Origin of the sequence: Burkholderia sp. Ed8, from assembly GCF_040761425.1 — a bacterium.
GTDB classification, from domain to species: Bacteria; Pseudomonadota; Gammaproteobacteria; order Burkholderiales; family Burkholderiaceae; genus Burkholderia; species Burkholderia seminalis.
The window spans coordinates 2402823-2426733 of the sequence record NZ_CP142886.1 but is presented as its reverse complement, the minus strand read 5'-3'; the positions used below and the strand labels follow the sequence as shown (position 1 = coordinate 2426733).

General features: G+C 66.8%; 16 protein-coding genes and 1 pseudogene. 9 read left to right on the top strand and 8 right to left on the bottom strand.

The window, feature by feature from the left end; translation table 11 throughout:
- Nucleotides 1-145 precede the first annotated feature (145 nt).
- Nucleotides 146-1024 (top strand): annotated as a pseudogene (locus VXM69_RS25270) (transposase); the annotation flags it as partial.
- Between the two features lie 239 nt (nucleotides 1025-1263).
- Here VXM69_RS25270 and VXM69_RS25265 read toward each other — a convergent pair.
- Nucleotides 1264-1554 (bottom strand): H-NS histone family protein, encoded by a 291-nt coding sequence (locus VXM69_RS25265; protein WP_321967543.1) that lies wholly within the window; start codon nucleotides 1552-1554, stop codon nucleotides 1264-1266.
- A 488-nt stretch (nucleotides 1555-2042) separates the two neighbouring features.
- The gene (locus VXM69_RS25260) at nucleotides 2043-2327 is read right to left on the bottom strand and encodes an HU family DNA-binding protein (protein ID WP_321967544.1); all 285 of its coding nucleotides are present in this window, start codon (nucleotides 2325-2327) and stop codon (nucleotides 2043-2045) included.
- Between the two features lie 559 nt (nucleotides 2328-2886).
- On the opposite strand from VXM69_RS25260, the gene VXM69_RS25255 reads away from it, so the two are divergent.
- From VXM69_RS25255 to VXM69_RS25235, 5 genes are all read left to right on the top strand, one after another.
- Nucleotides 2887-3711 carry an IclR family transcriptional regulator gene (locus tag VXM69_RS25255; protein ID WP_034186565.1) on the top strand — a complete coding sequence of 275 codons (825 nt, stop codon included), beginning with the start codon at nucleotides 2887-2889 and terminating at the stop codon, nucleotides 3709-3711.
- Between the two features lie 257 nt (nucleotides 3712-3968).
- A complete protein-coding gene (locus VXM69_RS25250) occupies nucleotides 3969-5321 on the top strand; it encodes an MdtA/MuxA family multidrug efflux RND transporter periplasmic adaptor subunit (protein ID WP_367189399.1) in 1353 nt (450 codons plus the stop codon).
- Between the two features lie 15 nt (nucleotides 5322-5336).
- On the top strand, nucleotides 5337-8450 hold the full coding sequence (locus tag VXM69_RS25245; protein ID WP_034186563.1) for an MdtB/MuxB family multidrug efflux RND transporter permease subunit: 3114 nt from the start codon (nucleotides 5337-5339) through the stop codon (nucleotides 8448-8450).
- Between the two features lie 3 nt (nucleotides 8451-8453).
- Nucleotides 8454-11762 (top strand): efflux RND transporter permease subunit, encoded by a 3309-nt coding sequence (locus tag VXM69_RS25240; RefSeq protein ID WP_034186562.1) that lies wholly within the window; start codon nucleotides 8454-8456, stop codon nucleotides 11760-11762.
- 159 nt (nucleotides 11763-11921) lie between these two features.
- The gene (locus VXM69_RS25235) at nucleotides 11922-12305 is read left to right on the top strand and encodes a VOC family protein (protein ID WP_367189398.1); all 384 of its coding nucleotides are present in this window, start codon (nucleotides 11922-11924) and stop codon (nucleotides 12303-12305) included.
- Nucleotides 12306-12387: 82 nt separating this feature from the next.
- Here VXM69_RS25235 and VXM69_RS25230 read toward each other — a convergent pair whose 3' ends face one another.
- On the bottom strand, nucleotides 12388-13857 hold the full coding sequence (locus VXM69_RS25230; RefSeq protein WP_124670442.1) for an NYN domain-containing protein: 1470 nt from the start codon (nucleotides 13855-13857) through the stop codon (nucleotides 12388-12390).
- 230 nt (nucleotides 13858-14087) lie between these two features.
- On the opposite strand from VXM69_RS25230, the gene VXM69_RS25225 reads away from it, so the two are divergent.
- On the top strand, nucleotides 14088-14717 hold the full coding sequence (locus tag VXM69_RS25225; protein ID WP_034186559.1) for an NAD(P)H-binding protein: 630 nt from the start codon (nucleotides 14088-14090) through the stop codon (nucleotides 14715-14717).
- A gap of 87 nt (nucleotides 14718-14804) precedes the next feature.
- On the opposite strand, the gene VXM69_RS25220 is transcribed toward VXM69_RS25225, so the two are convergent.
- Nucleotides 14805-15353, bottom strand: a complete 549-nt coding sequence (locus VXM69_RS25220) for a peroxiredoxin (protein ID WP_034186558.1) — start codon at nucleotides 15351-15353, stop codon at nucleotides 14805-14807.
- A gap of 278 nt (nucleotides 15354-15631) precedes the next feature.
- Here VXM69_RS25220 and cdpA point away from each other — a divergent pair, with 278 nt between their 5' ends.
- Nucleotides 15632-17374, top strand: a complete 1743-nt coding sequence (gene cdpA, locus VXM69_RS25215; RefSeq protein ID WP_193791016.1) for a cyclic di-GMP phosphodiesterase CdpA — start codon at nucleotides 15632-15634, stop codon at nucleotides 17372-17374.
- A gap of 27 nt (nucleotides 17375-17401) precedes the next feature.
- Complete coding sequence (locus VXM69_RS25210) at nucleotides 17402-18892, top strand: HDOD domain-containing protein (RefSeq protein ID WP_034186556.1); 1491 nt, start codon at nucleotides 17402-17404, stop codon at nucleotides 18890-18892.
- Nucleotides 18893-18982: 90 nt separating this feature from the next.
- Here VXM69_RS25210 and VXM69_RS25205 read toward each other — a convergent pair whose 3' ends face one another.
- From VXM69_RS25205 to astD, 4 genes are all read right to left on the bottom strand, one after another.
- Complete coding sequence (locus tag VXM69_RS25205; RefSeq protein ID WP_034186555.1) at nucleotides 18983-19777, bottom strand: ABC transporter substrate-binding protein; 795 nt, start codon at nucleotides 19775-19777, stop codon at nucleotides 18983-18985.
- A 276-nt stretch (nucleotides 19778-20053) separates the two neighbouring features.
- Nucleotides 20054-21082 (bottom strand): succinylglutamate desuccinylase, encoded by a 1029-nt coding sequence (gene astE / locus VXM69_RS25200; protein ID WP_176730047.1) that lies wholly within the window; start codon nucleotides 21080-21082, stop codon nucleotides 20054-20056.
- A gap of 7 nt (nucleotides 21083-21089) precedes the next feature.
- The gene (gene astB / locus VXM69_RS25195) at nucleotides 21090-22430 is read right to left on the bottom strand and encodes an N-succinylarginine dihydrolase (RefSeq protein ID WP_034186553.1); all 1341 of its coding nucleotides are present in this window, start codon (nucleotides 22428-22430) and stop codon (nucleotides 21090-21092) included.
- A gap of 14 nt (nucleotides 22431-22444) precedes the next feature.
- The gene (gene astD / locus VXM69_RS25190; RefSeq protein ID WP_367189397.1) at nucleotides 22445-23908 is read right to left on the bottom strand and encodes a succinylglutamate-semialdehyde dehydrogenase; all 1464 of its coding nucleotides are present in this window, start codon (nucleotides 23906-23908) and stop codon (nucleotides 22445-22447) included.
- Nucleotides 23909-23911 lie beyond the last annotated feature (3 nt).

Genomic DNA, 23911 nt, shown 5'->3' with positions numbered 1-23911 from the left:
AAGCTCGCCTGAGATAATCGTCAATCACTCGCCGACATGCAGTATCGTCCGGAACTCGAACAACAGTAGATTGCGCGCAGCACCGAGCTCGCGAATACAATATCCGAGCGGCGCTCGAGACAACACGCACATCCAGCCCCCCGAGCTGTCCCCACAAAGCGAAGAGCAGATCGCATATGCGTTGAAGCAGGCCGAGCTGGGCACGCCTGTCGCGGAGATCCGCCGCAAAATAGGGATCAGCGACGCGACGTTTTAATTGGCGGCCGAAGTACGGTGGGCTGTCACCGTCGGAGTTGCGCCGGCTGAAGCAACTTGCGGAAGAGAACGCGAAGCTCAAGCGGCTCGTAGCCGATCTGTCGCTGAACAAGCCCATGCTGCAGGACGTTCTGTCAAAAAGCTCCGAAGCCTTCTCGGCGCCGTGAACTGGTCACGGACTTGATGCTGCGTTTCGGCGCAAGCCAGCGGAAGACTTGTGCGTTGTTGCGGCTGTCCCTCACGGTCTACCATTACGAGTCGCTCGCGCGGGATCAAAGCGCACTGGAGATGCGCATCAAGGAGATCACAGAAATGCGGGTGCGTTACGGTGCGCCACGCGTACGTGATGCTTCGCCGGGAAGGCTAGTGGGACAGCCATAAATGCGTCGAACGCGGGTGTCGCGAACTCGGGCTTTCATTGCGTCACAAACGACCGCGACGCAACAAGTCGGCAAGACTCAGGCAGCCGAAGCAGTCTGTCAGTGCCATCAATGAAGTATGGCGCATGGACTTTGTGGCAGATGCGCTGTTCAGCGGCCAACCGCTACGCACGCTCACGATCGTGGATAACTACACGTGGGAATGTCTGGAGATCGAAGTCGACGGTTCGCTGCGGGGCGAGCATTTTGTCGCAGCGCTGCCCCGACTTGCCCAATACCGCTCACTTCCTTGCTATATCAAGGCCGACAACAATGACAGCGAATTCGTTTCAAAGGCGCTCGGCAGTTGGGCGTATGAGAATGGCTTGGAGATTGACTTCTCACGCCCTGATTTGGAAGCGACGTTGCGCGAAGTCGCCAGCACACCAAAAGCCTCGAATCACGGCTCAAGAGTGCAGGCATGGAATGAAAGCGGAAGCTGACAGAGCCGTGGGCTTGATGCCTGACATGGGCAAAGTTCTGCTCCAAGGCACTCTAGGCTTCGTCAAAATCACCCATCATGTGATGGGCACCTAGCCGAGCACAGAGCGATGTTTCCCACGGTCAGCCAAGTCGTAGATGGGGAGATTTATTCCTGAATCAGGAATCGATTTCGGTTCTTAGCGTCCTTGATCCACGCCGGCGCGCGGCCGCGGCCCGACCAGGTCGCGCCGGTCTTCGGATCACGATACTTCGCTTCCACCGATGCTTTTGCCTGTTTTGCCAAGCGTCCGCGGAAGATGTCCTTCTCGGTAAGGCCGTACTCCGCAACTTTGACGCGGATGTCATCGACGATGGCTTGGATTTCCTCGCGCCGCGCCGCTTCCGTTTTCTCTGCCAAGGCGTCCATTTGAGCTTTCAGCTCTTTGTAAGTAGCCATCCGTTTCTCCTCTAGTTGGAATCTCTGTATACATGATAGCGGTTTTGGCCACGGGAGCGAGCAGGTAGCGCTTAGACATACTAACGTAGATATATATACATCCCCCAATCAACACCTGGGTGAGTTCATCAAGAAAACAACTATGACGGCGTCATTTTCCGCAGTTCCGTCAGCGTTGGCATAAACCTCGCTCAGGACCACCGTCAATCCATTGCTGACGTTCGGATTCCTTCTCTTGAAGGTGGTCGAGGCGTTGCACCAGCACGGCGCGCTCTAAGCCCGAAGCGCCCGCCTGCCGGCGGTCCCGCTTGGACTGCACAGCCAGGTGTTTGGCTTGCGATTCGTGGCCGGGGGAGAATGTCCCGAAATGAAGGCTAACATAGCCCTGCGATCCGACGCGACGGCACGATCTGATCGCCGACCGACCGCAACCGTGTAGACGTCTGCATGCTCCAATCGGTAGGCTTGCCGACAATCGGAGTCACTACTCAAGACGCGTTCACGGCATCTTTGAACGCCTTGCCGGCACTGAGCTTCACCATCGTCGCTGCAGCGATTGCTATCTCAGCACCCGTCGTCGGATTTCTACTGGTCCGTGCTGCACGTTGCCCTTGCGCGAACAAGCCAAATCCGACGAGTTGCACGCTGCCGCCGTCGCTAACAACACATATGATCACGTCCAGTACAGCCTGGATCGTCTCGCTAGCGGCCATCTTGCTCAGACCAGTATCGGCTGCGACAGCATTAATGAGTTCATGAGCCGACCTCGTCAATGAAGGCGCCGTCTACCCTACCGCATCGAGCGACGCCGGGGCAACTCAGTGCAGTTTCACCCAGCGCCAGGCTATCGAAATACAAATTACCATAGCCAATCGCTCTCAAAATGGTGCACCAAACAATGCTTTTCCCCAATGCTGCATACTTTGATGTCTCTGAATTCGCTCTTCCTCGTTGCTGCAGACTTTGTTGTGCGCCGATAACGGGCAAAAAAAAGCGCCACGGAGACCGTGGCGCTAAAAAGTTCTAGCCATTCCGAGGGCCGTGCTAGAACCTGAGAGACTGCGCGAAACATCGTTGCCGGTTAAACTCTTGAAACGATGTTTCGAAAACGTGAGACATTCTTTCCGTTTCCGCCCGACAAGTCAAGCGGTATTTGCACCGGTTCATGCACTTTCTGGCAACGCTCATTTGAGCGTTTTCCTAATAAACCAAGGGTGAACCCGTAAAATTTCATCCAATGACCGGTTCGCCCGCGGAACATGCATCCTTTGACAATAGTCCTACAATACCAACAAAATTGAAATCGAGTTTCGGAATTAGAGAGAATCCCTCGTGTCGACAACTGTAACCTCTCCCGCGTCGCGGGACCGTGAATCGTCGCCCGACGAGATCACCGCCCTCGCCCGCGGCCTCGCCGTGCTGCGCCGCATCGCGGCTGCCGACGCCCCCGTCAGCAACCGCGAACTGACCGAATTGACCGGCATCCCGAAGCCGACCGTCTCGCGCATCACCGCGACGCTCGTCAGCGCCGGCTTCCTGTTCCAGTTGCCCGACAGCGAGCGCTTCGTGCTCACCGCGTCGGTGCTCGAGCTGAGCCACGGCTTCCTGCGCAACTTCGACATCCGCGCGCGCTCGCGGCCGTTCATGATCGAGCTGGCCGAACGCACGTCGCTGTCCGTGCACCTCGCGGTGCGCGACCGGCTCGACATGGTCGCGATCGACGTGATCCGGCCGCGCTCGGCCGTGCTCGTCACGCGCCTCGAAATCGGCTCGCGGATGGACATCGCGCGCACGGCGGTCGGCCGCGCGTATCTCGCCGCGCTCGAGGACGACGAGCGCCGCCTGCTGCTCGAGTCGCTGCGCACCACGGCGGGCGACGACTGGCCGCACGTGTCGGCGCGCCTGACCCCCGCGCTCGACGACGCGATGCGCGACGGCCACGCGATCGCGATCGGCGAATGGCGCGAAGGCCTGAATGCCGTCGCGGCCGGTTTCGTCGGCCCGTCGGGCCAGCGCTATTCGGTGAATTGCGGCGGCGCGTCGCACCAGTGTCCGCCCGAATGGCTGCAGGAACATGTCGTGCCCGCGCTGCAGGAGTGCATCGCGAAAATCACCCGCGAGATCGGCGGCGCGCCGGCCCGGCGCGTCGGCGTGTAATCGTTCCGTCACCGTTCCGTCGCGTTCTGTAACGACCGTAACCCGTTGAAAGATAGACGACTGGACTGTAACGGGGACGGGACGTAGGATCATGCCCATCGTCGCGCCGCACTCTCGGCGCGCACCGCTCTTTTCCCCGCGCGGGTCGACGGGGGCCCCGGACCGAGCCGGGCCGCCCCGTCCCGTCACCCGCTCGCCCACGCGCAGCCCAGCAGTCCGATTTCCGGCACGCCGCGCCGTCTTCCTGACAGATCACGATGGATAACGAACAAAAGCCCACGCCCCCTTCGAAAGACCCTGCGTCCCCCGCCGCGCGACGCCCGCGCCGCATGCTGATGATCGGAACGCTCGCGGTCGTCGTCATCGGCGGCCTGCTGTGGTGGCATCCGTGGAACCGCACGCCGGCGGCCGGCAGCGCGGCACAAACCGCGGGCGCAAGCGCCGGCGGCGGCGCAGGCGGCCATCGCGGCCGCGGCGGCCCCGCTGCAATGGCGAACGTTCCGCAGCCCGTGCAGGTCGCGACCGCGACGCAAGGCGAGATGCCGATCGTGCTGTCCGCGCTCGGCACCGTCACGCCGCTCGCGAACGTGACGGTCAAGACGCAACTGTCGGGCTACCTGCAGTCGGTGTCGTTCCAGGAAGGCCAGATCGTCAAGAAGGGCGACGTGCTCGCGCAGGTCGACCCGCGCCCGTACCAGGTGGCGCTCGAGAACGCCGAAGGCACGTTCGCACGCGACTCGGCGCTGCTCGCGACGGCGCGCCTCGACCTGAAGCGCTACCAGACGCTGCTGTCGCAGGATTCGATCGCGTCGCAAACCGTCGATACGCAGGCGTCGCTCGTCAAGCAGTACGAAGGCGCGGTGAAGACCGACCAGGCCGCGATCGATTCCGCGAAGCTGAACCTCACGTATGCGCGCATCACGGCGCCGGTATCGGGCCGCGTCGGCCTGCGCCAGGTCGACCCGGGCAACTACGTGACGCCGGGCGACACCAACGGCATCGTCGTGATCACGCAGCTGCAGCCGATGAGCGTGATCTTCACGACGTCGGAAGACAACCTGCCGCAGATCCTCAAGCAGGTGAACGCGGGCCAGAAACTGTCGGTCACCGCCTACAACCGCAACAACACGGTGCCGCTCGAGACCGGGTCGCTCGCCACGCTCGACAACCAGATCGACACGAGCACCGGCACGGTCAAGCTGCGCGCGAACTTCGATAACAAGGAAGGCATGCTGTTCCCGAATCAGTTCGTGAACACGCGGCTGCTCGTCGACGTGCTGCGCAACGCGACGATCGTGCCGACGTCCGCGGTGCTGACGGGTTCGATCGGCCAGTTCGTCTACGTCGTGAAACCCGACAACACGGTAACCGTGCGCAAGGTCACGATCGGCCCGGTCGACGGCGAACGCACGAGCATCGTCAGCGGCGTCGCGCTCGGCGAGCGCGTGGTGACCGACGGCTCCGACCGCCTGCGCGAAGGCTCGAAGATCTCGATTCCGGCCGACAAGCCGAAAGGCGCGTCGGGCACGCGCGGCGCCGGCGCGGCGTTGGGTGCTGCCGGCCATCACGGCGGACACAAGCACGGTGCGTCGCAGGCAGCGGCCCAATAACGCGCGGGCCGCTCGATGAATCCTTCCCGCCTCTTCATTCTCCGGCCGGTCGGCACCGCCCTCCTGATGGCGGCGATCATGCTGGCCGGTCTCGTCGCGCTGCGGTTCCTGCCGCTCGCCGCGCTGCCCGAAGTCGACTACCCGACGATCCAGGTCCAGACCTTCTACCCCGGCGCGAGCCCGGAAGTGATGACCTCGTCGGTCACCGCGCCGCTCGAGCGCCAGTTCGGGCAGATGCCGTCGCTGAACCAGATGTCGTCGCAAAGCTCGGCCGGAGCGTCGGTGATCACGCTGCAGTTCTCGCTCGACCTGCCGCTCGACATCGCCGAACAGGAAGTGCAGGCCGCGATCAACGCGGCCGGCAACCTGCTGCCGTCCGACCTCCCGGCCCCGCCGATCTACGCGAAGGTCAACCCGGCCGATGCGCCGGTGATCACGCTCGCCGTCAAGTCGAAGACGCTGCCGCTCACGCAGGTGCAGGACCTGGCCGACACGCGCCTCGCGATGAAGATCTCGCAGATCGCGGGCGTCGGCCTCGTCAGCCTGTCGGGCGGCAACCGCCCGGCCGTGCGGATCCAGGCGAACCCGACCGCGCTCGCGCAGTACGGGATGAACCTCGACGACCTGCGCACGACGATCTCGAACCTGAACGTCAACACCCCGAAGGGCAACTTCGACGGCCCGACGCGCGCCTACACGATCAACGCGAACGACCAGCTGACGAGCGCCGACCAGTACAACAGCGCGGTCGTCGCGTACAAGAACGGCCGCCCGGTGATGCTGACCGACGTCGCGACGGTCGTCGCCGGCTCGGAGAACACCAAGCTCGGCGCGTGGGTGAATTCGGATCCCGCGATCATCCTGAACGTGCAGCGCCAGCCGGGCGCGAACGTGATCCAGACGGTCGACGCGATCAAGGCGCAATTGCCGAAGCTGCAGGAGACGCTGCCGGCCGCGCTCGACGTGGAGATCGTCACCGATCGCACGACGATGATCCGCGCGGCCGTGCGCGACGTGCAGTTCGAGCTGCTGCTCGCGGTCGCGCTCGTCGTGCTGGTGATGTACCTGTTCCTCGCGAACATCTACGCGACGATCATCCCGAGCCTGTCCGTGCCGTTGTCGCTGATCGGCACGCTCGCGGTGATGTACATGGCCGGCTTCTCGCTGAACAACCTGTCGCTGATGGCGCTCACCATCGCGACCGGCTTCGTCGTCGACGACGCGATCGTGATGATCGAGAACATCGCGCGCTACGTCGAGGAAGGCGAGTCGGGGCTCGAGGCCGCGCTGAAGGGCTCGAGGCAGATCGGCTTCACGATCATCTCGCTGACGGTGTCGCTGATCGCGGTGCTGATCCCGCTGCTGTTCATGGGCGACGTGGTCGGGCGCCTGTTCCACGAGTTCGCGATCACGCTCGCGGTGACGATCGTGATCTCGGCGATCGTGTCGCTCACGCTCGTGCCGATGATGTGCGCGAAGCTGCTGCGTCATTCGCCGCCGCCGGAAAGCCACCGCTTCGAGGCGCGCGTGCACCGCACGATCGACTGGGTGATCGCGCGCTACGCGGTCGCGCTCGAATGGGTGCTGAACCGCCAGCGCTCGACGCTGGTCGTCGCGCTGCTGACGCTCGGGCTGACCGCCCTGCTCTACATCTACGTGCCGAAGGGCTTCTTCCCCGCGCAGGACACCGGCGTGATCCAGGCGATCACGCAGGCGCCGCAGTCGATCTCGTACGGCGCGATGGCCGAACGCCAGCAGGCGCTCGCGGCCGAGATCCTGAAGGACCCGAACGTCGACAGCCTCACGTCGTTCATCGGCGTCGACGGCAGCAACATCACGCTGAACAGCGGCCGGATGCTGATCAACCTGAAGGCGCGCGACGACCGCTCCAAAACGGCCGCGCAGATCATCCGCGACCTGCAGCACCGCGTGGCGAACATCACCGGCATCTCGCTGTTCATGCAGTCGGTGCAGGACCTGACGATCGATTCGACCGTCAGCCCGACGCAGTACCAGTTCATGCTGACGAGCCCGAACGCGGAAGAATTCGCGACCTGGGTGCCGAAGCTCGTCGCGCGGCTGCAGCAGGAGCCGTCGCTCGCCGATGTCGCGACCGACCTGCAGAGCAACGGCCAGTCGGTCTACATCGAGATCGACCGCCCGAGCGCCGCGCGTTTCGGCATCACGCCGGCGACCGTCGACAACGCGCTGTACGACGCGTTCGGCCAGCGCATCGTGTCGACCATCTTCACGCAGTCGAACCAGTACCGCGTGATTCTCGAGTCGGAGCCGAAGGAGCAGCACTACGCGCAATCGCTGAACGACATCTACCTGCCGTCGGCCGGCGGCGGCCAGGTGCCGCTGTCGTCGATCGCGTCGTTCCACGAGCGGCCGTCGCCGCTGCTGGTCGCGCACCTGTCGCAGTTCCCGTCGACGACGATCTCGTTCAACCTCGCGCCGGGCGCGTCGCTCGGCGAGGCCGTCAAGGCGATCGAGGCCGCCGAGAAGGACATCAGCCTGCCCGCGTCGTTCCAGACGCGCTTCCAGGGCGCGGCGCTCGCGTTCCAGGCGTCGCTGTCGAACCAGCTGTTCCTGATCCTGGCGGCGGTCGTCACGATGTACATCGTGCTCGGCGTGCTGTACGAAAGCTACATCCACCCGATCACGATCCTGTCGACGCTGCCGTCGGCCGGCGTCGGCGCGCTGCTCGCGCTGATGATCACCGGGCACGACCTCGACATCATCGGCATCATCGGCATCGTGCTGCTGATCGGTATCGTGAAGAAGAACGCGATCATGATGATCGACTTCGCGCTCGAGGCCGAACGTGTCGAAGGCAAGCCGCCGCGCGAGGCGATCTACCAGGCGTGCCTGCTGCGCTTCCGGCCGATCCTGATGACGACGCTCGCCGCGCTGCTCGGCGCGGTGCCGCTGATCGTCGGCTCCGGCGCCGGCTCCGAGCTGCGCCAGCCGCTCGGGATCGCGATCGCCGGCGGCCTGATCGTGTCGCAGGTGCTGACGCTGTTTACGACGCCCGTGATCTACCTCGGCTTCGACTCGCTCGCGCGCCGCGTGCGCGGCTGGTTCGAACGCCACGGCCCCGACGCCGGCAAGCGCACGGATGCGTAAGCCATGAACCTGTCGCGCCCCTTCATCACCCGCCCCGTCGCGACGACGCTGCTCGCGCTCGGCGTCGCGCTCGCGGGCCTGTTCGCGTTCATCAAGCTGCCGGTGTCGCCGCTGCCGCAGGTCGACTTCCCGACGATCTCGGTGCAGGCGTCGCTGCCGGGCGCGAGCCCGGAAACGGTCGCGACCAGCGTGACGAGCCCGCTCGAGCGGCACCTCGGCTCGATCGCCGACGTCTCCGAAATGACGTCGACGAGCACGGTCGGCAACGCGCGGATCATCCTGCAGTTCGGCCTGAACCGCGACATCGACGGCGCCGCGCGCGACGTGCAGGCCGCGATCAACGCGGCGCGCGCCGACCTGCCCGCCGCGCTGAAGAGCAACCCGACCTACCGCAAGGTCAACCCGGCCGATTCACCGATCATGATCGTGTCGCTGACGTCGGAAACGTCGTCGCCCGCGAAGCTGTACGACGCCGCATCGACGGTGCTGCAGCAGTCGCTGTCGCAGATCGACGGGATCGGCCAGGTCTCGGTGAGCGGCTCCGCGAACCCGGCCGTGCGCGTCGAGCTCGAACCGCAGGCGCTGTTCCACTACGGGATCGGCCTCGAGGACGTGCGTGCGGCGCTGGCGTCCGCGAACGCCAACGCGCCGAAGGGCGCGATCGAGTTCGGCCCGCAGCACTACCAGCTCTATACGAACGACCAGGCCTCCCAGGCGTCGCAATACCGCGACCTCGTCGTCGCCTACCGCAACGGCTCGGCCGTCAGGCTGTCCGACCTGTCGGACGTCGTCGATTCGGTCGAGGACCTGCGCAACCTCGGCCTGTCGAACGGCAAGCGCGCGGTGCTCGTGATCCTCTACCGCTCGCCCGGCGCGAACATCATCGATACGATCGACCGCGTGCGCGCGGCGCTGCCGCAACTCACCGCGTCGCTGCCGGCCGACATCACGGTCACGCCGGTGCTCGACCGCTCGACCACCATCCGCGCGTCGCTGAAGGACACCGAGCACACGCTGCTGATCGCGGTCAGCCTCGTCGTGATGGTCGTGTTCCTGTTCCTGCGCAACTGGCGCGCGACGCTGATCCCGAGCGTCGCGGTGCCGATCTCGATCGTCGGCACGTTCGGCGCGATGTACCTGCTCGGCTTCTCGATCGACAACCTGTCGCTGATGGCGCTGATCGTCGCGACCGGCTTCGTCGTCGACGATGCGATCGTCGTGCTCGAGAACATCTCGCGGCACATCGAGAACGGCAAGTCGCGGATGCAGGCCGCGTTCGACGGTGCGCGCGAGGTCGGCTTCACCGTGCTGTCGATGAGCATCTCGCTCGTCGCGGTGTTCCTGCCGATCCTGCTGATGGGCGGCATCGTCGGGCGGCTGTTCCGCGAATTCGCGCTGACGCTGTCGCTCGCGATCGCCGTGTCGCTCGCGGTGTCGCTCACCGTCACGCCGATGATGTGCGCGCGCCTGCTGCCCGAGTCGCACGACCCGCAAAACGAAGGCCGCTTCGGGCGCTTCCTCGAGCGCGGCTTCTCGCGCATGCAGCGCGGCTACGAGCGCTCGCTGTCGTGGGCGCTGCGCCGGCCGCTGCTGATCCTGCTGACGCTGTTCGCGACGATCGGGCTGAACGTGTACCTGTACATCGTCGTGCCGAAGGGCTTCTTCCCGCAGCAGGACACCGGCCTGATGATCGGCGGCATCCAGGCCGACCAGTCGACCTCGTTCCAGGCGATGAAGCTGAAGTTCTCCGAAATGATGCGGATCGTGCAGGGCAACCCGAACGTGAAGAGCGTCGCGGGGTTCACCGGCGGCACGCAGACCAACTCGGGCTTCATGTTCGTCACGCTGAAGGATCGCTCCGAGCGCAAGCTGTCGGCCGACCAGGTGATCCAGCAGCTGCGCCCGCCGCTGGCGGACGTCGCGGGTGCGCGCACGTTCCTGCAGGCCGCGCAGGATATCCGCGTCGGCGGCCGGCAGAGCAACGCGCAGTACCAGTTCACGCTGCTCGGCGATTCGAGCGCCGACCTGTACAAGTGGGGGCCGATCCTGACCGAGGCGCTGCAGAAGCGCCCCGAGCTGACCGACGTGAACTCCGACCAGCAGCAAGGCGGCCTCGAGGCGATGGTGACGATCGACCGCGCGACGGCCGCGCGCTTCGGCATCAAGCCCGCGCAGATCGACAACACGCTGTACGACGCGTTCGGCCAGCGCCAGGTCTCGACGATCTACAACCCGCTGAACCAGTACCACGTCGTGATGGAAGTCGCGCCGAAATACTGGCAAAGCCCGGAGATGCTGAACCAGGTGTGGATCAGCACGTCGGGCGGCAGCGCGAACGGCTCGCAGACCACCAACGCGGCCGCCGGCACCTATGTCGCGACGTCGGCCGGCACGTCGAGCGCCGGGACGGCCACGCAGAGCGCCGCGGCGATCGCGTCCGATTCCGCGCGCAACCAGGCGCTCAACTCGATCGCCGCGAGCGGCAAGTCGAGCGCGTCGTCGGGTGCGTCGGTGTCGACGTCGAAGTCGACGATGATCCCGCTGTCGGCGATCGCGACGTTCGGGCCGAGCACGACGCCGCTGTCGGTCAACCACCAGGGGTTGTTCGTCGCGACGACGATCTCGTTCAACCTGCCGCCGGGCGTGTCGCTGTCGCAGGCGACCCAGGTGATCTACCAGACCATGGCGCAGGTCGGCGTCCCGCCGACGATCGTCGGCAGTTTCCAGGGCACCGCGCAGGCGTTCCAGCAGTCGATGAACGACCAGCCGATCCTGATTCTCGCCGCGCTGCTGGCCGTCTACATCGTGCTCGGGATCCTGTACGAGAGCTACATCCACCCGATCACGATCCTGTCGACGCTGCCGTCGGCCGGCGTCGGCGCGCTGCTCGCGCTGCTGCTGTTCAAGACCGAGTTCAGCATCATCGCGCTGATCGGCGTGATCCTGCTGATCGGCATCGTGAAGAAGAACGCGATCATGATGGTCGACTTCGCGATCGACCAGACGCGCAACAACAAGAAGTCGTCGTTCGACGCGATCCACGAGGCGTGCCTGCTGCGCTTCCGCCCGATCATGATGACGACGATGGCCGCGCTCCTCGGCGCACTGCCGCTCGCGTTCGGCAGCGGCGACGGCGCCGAGCTGCGCGCGCCGCTCGGGATCGCGATCGCCGGCGGCCTGATCGTGTCGCAGGTGCTGACGCTCTATACGACGCCGGTCGTCTACCTGTACATGGACCGGTTCCGCGTGTGGGGAGAGAAACGCCGCAATCGCCGCGGCAATTCGGGCGGGCCGGCGGTGGCCGGCGAATGACGGGAAGCGGCGGCCCGACTGAGCCGACCCCAAGGGTTGGAGTGGTGTCCAACTCCTGGGGGCAATTCAGGCAGGCGGCCGTTTTTTTGCCCTTGAACCCGGGCGGCGATCGGCTATCGTGAGTCCATGCCTACCGCGAGCCCTTCGCCGGAACCCGCCATGAACGTCCAGCTCAATCACACGATCGTCTGGTGCAGCGACAAGCATGCGTCGAGCCGCTTCCTGACCGAACTCCTGGAATTGCCGCCGCCGACGCCGTTCGGCGCGATGCTGGTCGTCGCGCTCGACAACGGCGTGTCGCTCGATTTCTACGAACAGGCGGGGGAAATCAGGTCGCAGCACTATGCGTTCCTGCTCGACGAAGCCGGCTTCGATCGCGTGCTGGCGCGCATCCGCGCGCGCGGGCTCGCGTACTGGGCCGATCCCGCGAAGCGGCAACCCGACGACATCTACCGCCACAACGGCGGGCGCGGCGTGTACTTCGACGACCCGGACGGCCACTTCCTCGAAGTGATGACGCGTCCGTATGTGCTGAACGGCTAGCACAGCCGCGCCGGCATTGCGCCGGCCGGTATCGTTCGGCGCGGATGCCGTCCCGCTTCGGACGGCACCCGGACGCCTGCCGTTACTCGGCCGCCGTCGTCTTGCGCGGACGACGTGCGCGCGGTGCCGCCTTGCGGGCCGGCTTTTTCTTGGCAGCGGCCGGCGCGTCGGCATGCGCTTCGAGCGGCGCCGCCTCATGCGACGGCTGGGCGGCAGCCCCGTCGCCGCCGACATCGCCGGCCGCCGGCTCGGCACGCGTCACGGCGGCATGCCGTTCGTCGCCCTGCTCCGCGTCGTCGGCATGCCTGCCGTGCGCGTGCTGGTCGCCGCCGCCGTGCTTCGCCTCACCGTGGGCGTCGTCGGTCTTCCCGGCCGCATGATGGCCGGCGCCCTTCGCGGCGGCACCCTTCTTCGCGCCCGTCTTCTTCGCCGCGCTCTTGCGCGCACGCTTGCGGCCGTCCTTCGCCTCGCCCGGTGCGTCGACCGCCTCCGCCGCTTCAGCCGTTTCAGCCGGTGGCGTCACCGACCCAGCCTCGACGAACTCGGCGACGTCCGCCGCTTCCGCTTCGGCCTGCTCGCTTTCGTGCGCCACCGCTTCGGCCCGCTGCCCGCGACGTTGCGCATTGCGCCCGGCCCGCGCCGGTTCGGCCGCGCGCGCACCGTGGTGGTGGGCGCCGCCGTGCGCGCTGCCGTCCCCGCCCGCCGCGACATGCTCCATGGCCGCCGGCTGGCGGGCCCGCGACACGAACGCGCCCGACTTGTCGTCGCGCCCCACTTCCAGCAGGCCGCGCGCCTGCGCTTCGTCGAGCAGGTTGCCGAACGCGCGGAACCCGTAGTACGACTCGTTGAAATCCGGCTTGCGGCGCTTGATCGCGCTCTTGAGCACCGACGCCCAGATCTTGCCGACGTCGTCGCGCTCCGACGCGAGCGCATCGAACGTCTCGACCGCCAGCGCGATCGCCTCGGCCTTGCGGGCATCCATGTCGTGCTTGCGCGAGGCCGGCTCGTCAGGCCGCCTCGCGCCGCCGTTGCCGGCACGCTGCTGCTGTTCGCGCTTCGCGAGCGTGCGCTGCTGCTCGCGCACCAGATCGTCGTAGAAGATGAATTCGTCGCAGTTCGCGACCAGCAGGTCCGACGTCGATTTCTTCACGCCGACGCCGATCACCTTCTTCGCGTTCTCGCGCAGCTTCGACACGAGCGGCGAGAAGTCGGAATCGCCGCTGATGATCACGAACGTATCGACGTGCGACTTCGTGTAGCAGAGATCGAGCGCATCGACGACGAGCCGGATGTCGGCCGAATTCTTGCCCGACTGGCGCACGTGCGGAATCTCGATCAGCTCGAAGCTCGCCTCGTGCATCGACGCCTTGAAGCCCTTGTAGCGATCCCAGTCGCAATAGGCCTTCTTCACGACGATGCTGCCTTTCAGCAGCAGGCGCTCCAGCACGGGCTTGATGTCGAATTTCTCGTACTTCGCGTCGCGCACGCCGAGCGCGACGTTCTCGAAGTCGCAGAACACGGCCATGCTGACGTTGTCCAGGGGTAATGCCATGTGTACTCCAACCGGTGGGCCGGCGCGTTATACGCGTAACGGCGAAAAAACCATCGCGCACATGATAGCCGGTCGGCGCGTCATTCCCGCATCCGTGTGAACGAATGAACGCCCGACGCCGGTACGCCCCTTAATACGCGCCCGCCGGCGGGGCAAATCGACATTACACTTGAGTTATCGGTCGTCCGTCCCTATCTGGACGGAAGACGCATCGAGCAAGGAGCGGTTTCATGACGACGAAGGTACTGCTGATTGGTGCGACCGGCCGGACGGGCCAGGCCTGCGCGGATCTGCTGCTCAAGCAGCCGGAGTTCGAGGTCACGGCGCTCGTGCGCCGGCACGGCTATGCGCTGGCGGGCGCACGGGTCGTCGAGGCCGATCTGACGAACGATTTCTCGCACGCGTTCCAGGGCATCACGCACGTGATCTACGCGGCCGGCTCGGCCGAATCGGAGGGCGCGGCCGAAGAGGAACAGGTCGACCGCGACGCGGTGGCCCGCGCGGCCGAATACACGCTCGCCTTCAACGCGCAGAAGCTCGTCGTGATCAGCTCGCTTTCGGCGTACCGGCCCGAACAGGCGCCGGACGCGCTGCGCCATTATTCGCAGATGAAGCGCGAGGGCGACGACCGCGTGATCGCGTCGGGTGTCGACTACGTGATCCTGCGCCCGGGCCCGCTCACCGACGATCCGGGCGTCGGCAAGATCGCGCTGACCGACGCCTGGCTCGACCCCGCGCCGCCCGTGTCGCGCCAGGACGTCGCATGGGCCGCGATCGAGGCGATCAAGCTCGGCATCTCGCGCAAGATCGTCGGCTTCGTCGGCGGCAGCGTGCCGATCGAGCAGGCCTTGCGCGCGTGACGGCCCGCTGCGCGCCGCCGCCCGGCGGCGCGTGTTGTCGTGCCCACGGCCCGCACGGCGGGCCGTTTTCGTGCCAGGCGCGGCCGCTTACGGCTTCGGATGCGCGTCGGCCCACGCCTTCACGGCGGCGAGCGTGTTCTCGACGTGCTTGTCGGGCGACAGGCTCGTGTATTCGTAGAGCACCTTCCCTTCCGGCGAGATCACGTAGGACACGCGGTTCGCGCGGTCGAGCGCCGGCAGCTTCGCATCGTATTCCCGGATGATCTTCGCGTCCGGATCGGCCGCGACCGGGAACTTGCTGCGGCACTCGCTCACCGAGAATTTCGTCAGCGTGTCGATATTGTCGGCCGATACGCCGATCACCGTCGCGCCGTAAGCCTTGTAACGGTCGACCGCATCGGCAAACGCATGCGCCTCGATCGTGCAGCCCTTCGTGAACGCCGCCGGGTAGAAATACAGCACGACCGGCCCCTGCTTCAGCGCGCCGGCGAGCGAGTACGTGTAAGTCTTGCCGCCCAGCGACGCCTGCGTCGTGAAATCCGGCGCCGCGGCGCCCGGCTTCAATTCCGCCTGCGCCATCAGCGCATGGCCGGCCACCAGCGCCGCCACGGCGCCCAGCAACAGTTTTCGCTTCATCTGCGTCCTCATTTCTTATAAAGTCAGCCTCGATACAGGCCACGCCGGCGTTCGCCTGTCGAACATCCGGGATGCGATCCGGGCCGGCGGCTGCGCCATCCGCGGCCGGCCCGTTAAAGATTCCGCACAATCTGCCGTTATTCCTTGCGGACAACCAGTTCCAGCCCTTCACGTCAGCGAGAAACATGGAAGCCAACAGGAAACAGACGTCACGCAAGGGCTCCTGGCGCAGCGCCTTGCATACGCTGCGCCGCTTCGCCTGGTCGGGCGGCGCGCTGATGCCGGCGCGCGCCGGCGCGCCGCGCCGCGACGACTCCGTGCGCAACTGGCTGGAACAGACGGTCGGCACGGTGGATTTCCTCGCCCATGTCGACCGCGAGCTGCGCTTTCTGTACGTGTCCGACGCGAGCCTGCGCTTCATCGGCTACCACCGCGACTACCTGCACACGCTGACGCTGCGCGACCTGATCGCCGAACAGGATACCTCGGCGCTCGAAGGCCTGCTTGCGCGCGCCGCGCGTTCCGGCCAGGTCGAGAAGGCGACGATGTGCATCGTCAAGTCGCTCACCTACCCGCTGGACGTCGAGGTCCGTGCGTTCAAGAGCCGCCATCACGGCGTCGACGGTTTCGCGATCGCGGCATTCGACGTGTCGTCGTGGCGCGCGCTCGAGGCGAAGCTGACGTATGAAATGCACCATGACCCGATGACGGGGCTCGACAACCTGTCCGCGCTCGTGCCAGCGCTGATGCGTGCGCAGCAGACCGCCGACGAGGACGGCACCTGCGCGGCGCTGCTGCTGCTCGACCTCGACGACTACCAGCGGATCAACCGCGCGCTCGGCTACGACGCGGGCGACACGCTGCTGCGCGAGACCGCGCAGCGGCTGAAGGCGCTCGTCACGCCGAACGAGCGGCTCGCGCGCGTCGCGAGCGACAAGTTCGCGATCGTGCTCGGCGCCTCGGACCGCTCGCAGGCGAGTCACGCAGCCGACGCGCTCGCGCGCCGGCTGCAGGCCGCGGTGCGCGAGCCCTACGTGTACCAGGGGCAGACCGTGCACCTGTCCGCGAGCATCGGCATCGCGCTCTACCCCGACGAACGTGCCGCGCCGCATCGCGCGCAGCATCACAGCCCGCTGCTGCGCCGCGCCGACCATGCGCTCGCGCAGGCGAAGGCATCGGGCGGCAACGCGCTTGCGTTCCATGCGCCGGTCGACGATCCGGCCGACGCCGAACGGCTGAAGCTCGAGGCCGACCTGTACGACGGCGTGCGCAACGGCGAGTTCTCGCTCCACTTCCAGCCGATCACGCACAGCCAGTCGGGCGCGGTGGTCGGCGTCGAGGCGCTGATCCGCTGGCGCCATCCGGTACACGGCCTCGTGCCGCCGGCGACCTTCATTCCGCTCGCCGAATCGATCGGCCTGATCAACTACCTCGGCAACTGGGTGCTCAAGGCCGCGTGCATGCAGCTCGTCGCATGGGACAGCCAGGGGCTTGCGCTGCAGTACGTGGCGGTCAACGTGTCGCCGCAGCAGTTCCGCGACCCGCGCTTCACGCAGAGCGTGCGCGAGGCGATCGCGCTGACGGGCATCGACCCGCGCCGCATCGTGCTCGAAATCACCGAAAGCCTGCTGATGCACGATCCCGCGCATGCGAAAGTGCTGCTCGAGGAGCTGACCGATCTCGGCATCCGCTTCGCGATCGACGATTTCGGCACCGGCTATTCGAGCCTCGCGTACCTGCAGCGCTTCCCGCTCGCGAAGCTGAAGATCGACCGCAGTTTCGTCGAGAACCTGCTGACGTCGCGCAACGACCGCGCGATCGTGTCGGCGGTGGTCGGCCTCGCGCAGACGCTCGATCTCGAACTCGTCGCCGAAGGCGTCGAGACCGAGGCGCAGCGCGCACTGCTGACGGAGATGGGCTGCAATCACATCCAGGGCTGGCTCGTCTGCCAGGCGCTGCCGTCCGAGGAGCTCGCGCGGCGCTTCGAGGCGCAGCAGCTGCACCTGCACGCCGCCGCCTGACGCGCGCGGCGAACCGGACAGATCCGTATGTCAATCACCGAACACCTGCCCCGCACCGCTTTGCTGGACAAGCTGTGGGCCCGGATGAGCGAACGGGGCGATTTCCCGCTGCTGTCGGAATCGCTGCGCGCGACGATGGCCGCGATGAAGAACGACGACCTCGACTTCACCGCACTCGTGCGTGTCGTGCTGTCGGACTTCGCGCTCACGCAGAAAGTGCTGCGGCTCGCGAACTCCGCGATGTACATGGCGTTCGGCGGCAACATCACGACCGTGACGCGCGCGCTGATGGTGCTCGGCATGGACGCCGTCGGCCATCTGGTCGTCGGGCTGAAGCTCGTCGACCATTTCCACCACAGCACGCCGCGGCGCATCGACGCGAAGCTCGAGCTGAACCGCGCGCTGCTGTCCGGCTGCGTCGCGCGCAAGCTCACCGAGCGCGCCGACCTGCGCGCGGGCGAGGAAGCCGTCGTCTGCACGCTGATGCGCCAGGTCGGCAAGCTGCTCGTGGTCTGCTATCTCGACAGCGAATGGGACAAGATCCGCCGCCGCGCGGCCGAGATGCACGTCGACGAATCGGCCGCCTGCGTCGAGGTGCTCGGCGTCGGTTTCGACGAGATCGGGCTCGAGGCGGCGGCACGCTGGCGGCTGCCCGACATGATCCGCGACGGCATCGCCGACGACCACCACCACGTGAACCGCGTCGACGCGTTCGGCCGCGAACTCGCGGCCGACGAGGACATGATCGAACGCGTGAACTGGCTGCGGGCGGTGAGCCGCTGCTCGGCCGACGTCGCGAGTGCGCTCGCGATGCCCGATGGTCCGCAGCGCGACGCGCACATCGCGGCGCTCGCGCAGCACTACGCGCCGGCGCTCGATACGGAACCCGACGCGCTCGTCGAGATCGCCGACCGGCTCGCGCACGAGGAAGCGAGCGACACCGTGATGCGCGAGATCGTCGAGTTGCGCGCGAACGCCGATGCGATCGCGCGTGCGCAGGCCGAGCCCGAAGCCTGTCTCGAAGCCGGCCTCGCCGACCTGCGCGCGCTGCCGTCCGAGCACGTGCTGACGCCGGTGCTCGCGCTGGCGTCGGAAAGCCTGCTCGCGAGCCTCGCGTTCACGCGCACCGTCATGTTCGTGCGCCACGACGACGGCACGTTCGCCGCGCGCCTGGGTTTCGGTCCCGGCGTCGACGCGGCGCTCTACCGGCTGCGCTTTCACGAGCGCTTCGAGCCGGACGTATTCCATCTCGCGATCACCAATTCGGTCGGCATCTTCATCGAGCAGGCGCAGGAACCGAAGATGCTCAAGCGCCTGCCCGCGTGGTATCTCGACGTGTTCGACGACACGCGCGCGTTCGTGCTGCTGCCGGTGCGGGTCGATGCGGCGACGGTCGCGCTGCTGTATGGCGACTGGGCCGGCGCGCAGCCCGCACGCAAGATCTCGCAACAGGAAATGAGCATCCTCAACGAACTCGCGCACGAACTGGGGCGGTTCTTCCCCGCGCAGCACGGCTGACGGCCGGCCGCCCGCGCGGTTTCCGGTTCCCAAAAGCAAACCGGCCGCATCGGCGGCCGGTTTTTTGCATCGTGCGTTCGAACGAAGCGCTTACTTGAGCGTCACGGGCACGCTGAAGTACTTCTTCGCGAGGTTGTCGATCGTGCCGTCGGCCTTCAAGTCCTTCAGCGCCTGATCGAGTGCGGTCTTCAGCGCCGCGTCGTTCTTGCGCAGGCCGAAGCCGACGCCCGAGCCGAGGATCTCGGCGTCGCTGACGGTGCCGCCCGCGAACGCGAAGCCCTGGCCTTGCGGCTTCGTCAGGAAGCCCTTCGAGCCGGCTTCCGAATCCTGGAACGTCGCGTCGAGACGGCCCGACTTCAGGTCGGCGTAGGCCAGGTCCTGCGTCTGGTACGGCACGACTTCAACGCCGACCGGCGCCCACTTCTTCTTCGCGTACGCTTCCTGGATCGTGCCCTGCAGCACGCCGACGCGCTTGCCCTTCAGCGACTGCGGGGTCGGCAGCAGGCCGCTGCCCTGCTTCGCGATCAGCTGGTTCGGAATCGTATAGATCGGGTCGGTGAACGCGATCGCGTGCTTGCGCTGGTCGGTGATCGTCATGTCCGAGTTGATCGCATCGAACTTGCGCGCCTGCAGCGCGGGGATCAGGCCGTCGAAGTCGTTCTCGACCCACACGCACTTCGTCTTCAGCTTCGCGCACACCGCGTTGCCGATGTCGATGTCGAAGCCGGTCAGCTTGCCGTCGGGCGTCTTGTATTCGAACGGTGCGTACGAGGCCTCGACGCCGAACCGGATCTCCTTCAGATCCGCGGCAAACGCGCTGCCTGCCGCCACCGCCGATGCCGCCACCACCGCATGCGCGGCCACTTTACGCCAATCCAACTTCATCAGGTGCTCTCCTCGATACTCGAATGTTCCGGAACTACGGGCGCAGGCATCATTGCAGGGTCGGATGACCCCGACAATGCGGCTGCCGCGCCGTGATGCGGCGCAACAGCCGCAAGGCCGCGATTGTACCAATCCGCGCGGCCCGGCATGGCAAAGCGGCTGCCGATGCGCGATGCTGCGGTGCGCATGCGGCACCGGCCGCGCCGGCCATCGAACTTGCAAGACGATGTCGCAAATACGCAAGGCGGCCCGCGCGTCGGCGCGGCCGCCGATCGGTCAGACCAATGCCGCGATCGTCTCGCGCGTCGTGTCGACGACGAGCAGGCCCGCACGCAGCCCCGGCTTCACGGTCGGGTTCGGAAACACGATCCGCTCCTCGTCGTGCGTCACCGTGTAGCGGTAGTCGCCGTCCTGCGCGAGCACCGTGCCGCGCGCGAACGCGGTGAAGTTCGCGACGTCGGCCGCGACGAACAGCTCGAGCGCGTCACTCTGCTTCGTGATCTGGTCGATCACCGTGAAGACGCGCGGCAGCGCCGCGTCGGCATCCGTCGGCCGGCCCGACACCAGCTTGCGCACCGCGCGGTCGGCCGGCGCGAAGCGCGTCAGGTCGTTCTGGCCGAACGGCCGCACCTTGCCGAGTTCGAGCGTGCAGGCGAGCGCGCCGCAATGCTCGGCCGTGAAATGCGAATACGTGTTGCCCTTCGCGGTGTGCAGCAGCACGGCCGCGATGCGCGCGTCGCCCAGCCATTCGACCATCGTGCGCGTCGGCGGCGTGCCCGTATGCGGCAGCAGCGCGAACTGCTCGAACACCGACGCGCGGATCGCCGTGTGCATGTCGATGTGCCAGCGCGCGCTGCCCGCCGGCGCGGCCGCGAAGAACGCGGCCGCGGCCGCTTCGAGCTGCGCGGCGCGTGGCGCTTCGCGGCTCGCGGGCACCTGCGTGTGACGGCCGCTGAACAGGCGGTTCAGGTCGTCGTCGAGATAACGCTCGCCCGCGCGCATCGCCGGCACGTTGCCGAGCACGACGAGCAGCCGGCACGCGAGCGGCAGCGCGCCGGACGCGAGATCGCGCACCAGCATCGACAGCAGCTCGATCGGCGCCGTCTCGTCGCCGTGCACGCCCGCCGATACGAGCACGCTCGCGCGTGTTGCCTCGTTCGCCGCGACCGGTTCGAGCACGAGCAGCCCGTCGCCGGGCCATTGCCAGCGCACCGCACCGCCCGCGCAGGTACCGCCCTGCTCGGCCGGCACGCTGCCGGCCAGCGTGAACGCGAGAAAGTCGTCGAGCAGCGCGGCGGACGGCATCCGTGCCTCAGCGCTGGAAGTCATACAGCGAACCGACGCGCAGGATCTGCGTTAGTTCGTCGAGCGCCGTGCGCGATTCGTCGAGCAGCGCCGGATCGGCGAGATCTTCCGGTGCGAGGCGATCGCGGTAGTGCTTGTCGATCCATGCGTCGAGCGACGCGAACAGCGTGTCGTTGATCCACACGTTCGACGTGACCGCCGCGCGCTCCGCGTCGTTCAGCACGACGCGCAGGCGCAGGCATGCGGGGCCGCCCCCGTTCTTCATGCTTTCGCGCAGGTCGAACACGAGCACGTCGTGAATCGGGCCGTTGCCGGCCGCGAGGTGGTCGAGATAGGCCGCGACGTTGGCGTTCTCGCGGCATTCCTGCGGCACGACGAGCACCTGCGAGCCGTCCGCGCGCGACAGCAGCTGGCTGTTGAACAGGTACGACGTCACCGCGTCGTTCACGCTCACGGCCGCTTCCGGCACCTCGATCACGTTCAGGCGCGCGCCGCGTGCGTCGAGCGCGGCGGTCAGCGTGTCGTAGATCGCCTGCTTGTTGACGAACGCGCGCTCGTGCGTGAACAGCGTGTCGCGGTTGCCAACCGAGATCACGTCGTTGTGGAACACGCCCGCGTCGATCACGTCCGGATCCTGCTGCGCGTAGACCGTCGCTTCCTCGGCGAGCCCGTGGCGATGCGCGACCGCGCGGCTCGCCTCGAAGGTCTGCCGTGCCGGGAAGCGCTTCGGTTCCGGCCCGCGGCGGTATTCCGCGCGGCCGTACACGAAGAATTCGATGCCCGGCTTGCCGTATTCCGCGCAGAAGCGCGTATGGTTCGCCGCGCCTTCGTCGCCGAGCGCCGGCGTGCCCGTCAGCGCTTCGTGCACCGCGAAGTGCGCGGGATCGGCGAACAGCGTCGACAGCGTGCGGCGCGTCGCTTCGTGCTCGATCGCGCGATGCAGCTTGCTGCACAGGTTCGCCGGCGTGAAGTGCACGCGGCCGTCGCTCGTGTCGGCCGACGGGCTGACCGTGGCCGCGTTCGCGGTCCACATCGCCGACGCCGAGCTCGCCGCGGCGAGCAGTTCCGGCGCCTGCTTCGCGGCCTTCGCGATCACGTCCGCGTCCTTGCCCGAGAAGCCGAGCTCGCGCAACAGGCGCAGCGACGGCCGCTCCTGCGGCGGCAGCACGCCCTGTGCGAAACCGAGATCGGCGAGCTGCTTCATCTTGCGCAGCCCCTGCTTCGCGGCGGCCTTCGGGTTCGCGGCCGACTTCTCGTTGTTGAGGGACGCCACGTTGCCGAACGACAGCCCGGCGTAGTTGTGGGTCGGGCCGACGAGCCCGTCGAAATTGGCTTCTTGTGCGTTCATCGTCGCTCCCTCGATCAGAAATGCAGGCCCGGCGACAGGCTCGCGGGCAAGGTCAGTTGCGTGCTTTCCACCGACGCCATCGGATACGCGCAGTAGTCGGCTGCGTAGTACGCGCTCGGGCGATGGTTGCCCGAGCGGCCCGTGCCGCCGAACGGCGCGGCGGACGACGCGCCGTTGGTCGGCCGGTTCCAGTTGACGATGCCGGCGCGGATCGTGCGGCGGAAGTGTTCCCATGCCTTCTCGTCGTCGGCCAGCAGGCCGGCGGACAGGCCGAACTCCGTGTCGTTCGCGCGCTCGATCGCTTCGTCGAACGTCGCGTAGCGGACGATCTGCGCGAGCGGGCCGAAATGTTCCTCGTCGGGCAGGTTGGCCACGCCCGTCACGTCGACGATCGCCGCGTTCACGAAGCCGAGGCGCGGATCGCGCTGCGTCATCGCGATGACCGGTTTCGCGCCCTGCTCGATCAGGCGCGACTGGGCATCGACCAGCTTCGCGGCCGCGCGTGCCGAGATCACCGCGCCCATGAACGGCTGCGGATCGGCATCGAACACGTCGGCCGTGATCTTCGACGTGACGTCCGCGAAGCGCGCGAGGAAGCGGTCGCCGAACGCGCCCTGCGGCACGAAGATGCGGCGCGCGCACGTGCAGCGCTGGCCGGCCGACAGGAACGCCGACTGGATCGTGTGATGCACGGCCGCGTCGATGTCCTCGACTTCGCCGATCACGAGCGGATTGTTGCCGCCCATTTCGAGCGCGAGCACGATCTCCGGACGGCCGCCGAACTGCTTGTGCAGCAGCGTGCCCGTATCGGAGCTGCCCGTGAAGAACAGTCCGTCGATCTGCCGATGGTTCGCGAGTGCGATGCCGGTGTCCTTCTCGCCCTGCACGAGGTTCAGCACGCCGGCCGGCAACCCGGCCTCCTTCCACACTTCGACCGTCGCGCGCGCGACGCCCGGCGCGAGTTCCGACGGCTTGAACACGACCGCATTGCCCGCGATCAGCGCGGGCACGATATGGCCGTTCGGCAAGTGGCCGGGGAAATTGTACGGACCGAACACCGCGACGACGCCGTGCGGACGGTGGCGCAGCACCGCGACGCCGTCGGCCATGTCCTGGCGCTTCTCGCCGGTGCGTTCCTGGTAGGCCTGAATCGAGATGCCGACCTTCGCGGCCATCGACGCGACTTCGGTGCGTGCTTCCCACAGCGGCTTGCCCGTCTCGCGGCCGATCGCGGTCGCGATCGCTTCCTTGCGTTCGTTGAGCAACGCGGCGAAACGCTTGACGATCGCGCAACGCGATTCGAAGTCGAGCGCCGACCAGCCGGCGAATGCACGGCGCGCGCTCGCGACCGCACGGTCGACGTCGGCCGCCGACGCGCTTTCGCCCTGCCATGCGATCTCGTCGGTGCCCGGGTTGCGCGAAGCGAACACGGGGCCCGAGCCCGCGACCCAGGCGCCGTCGATGAAGAGTTCCGTCATGAT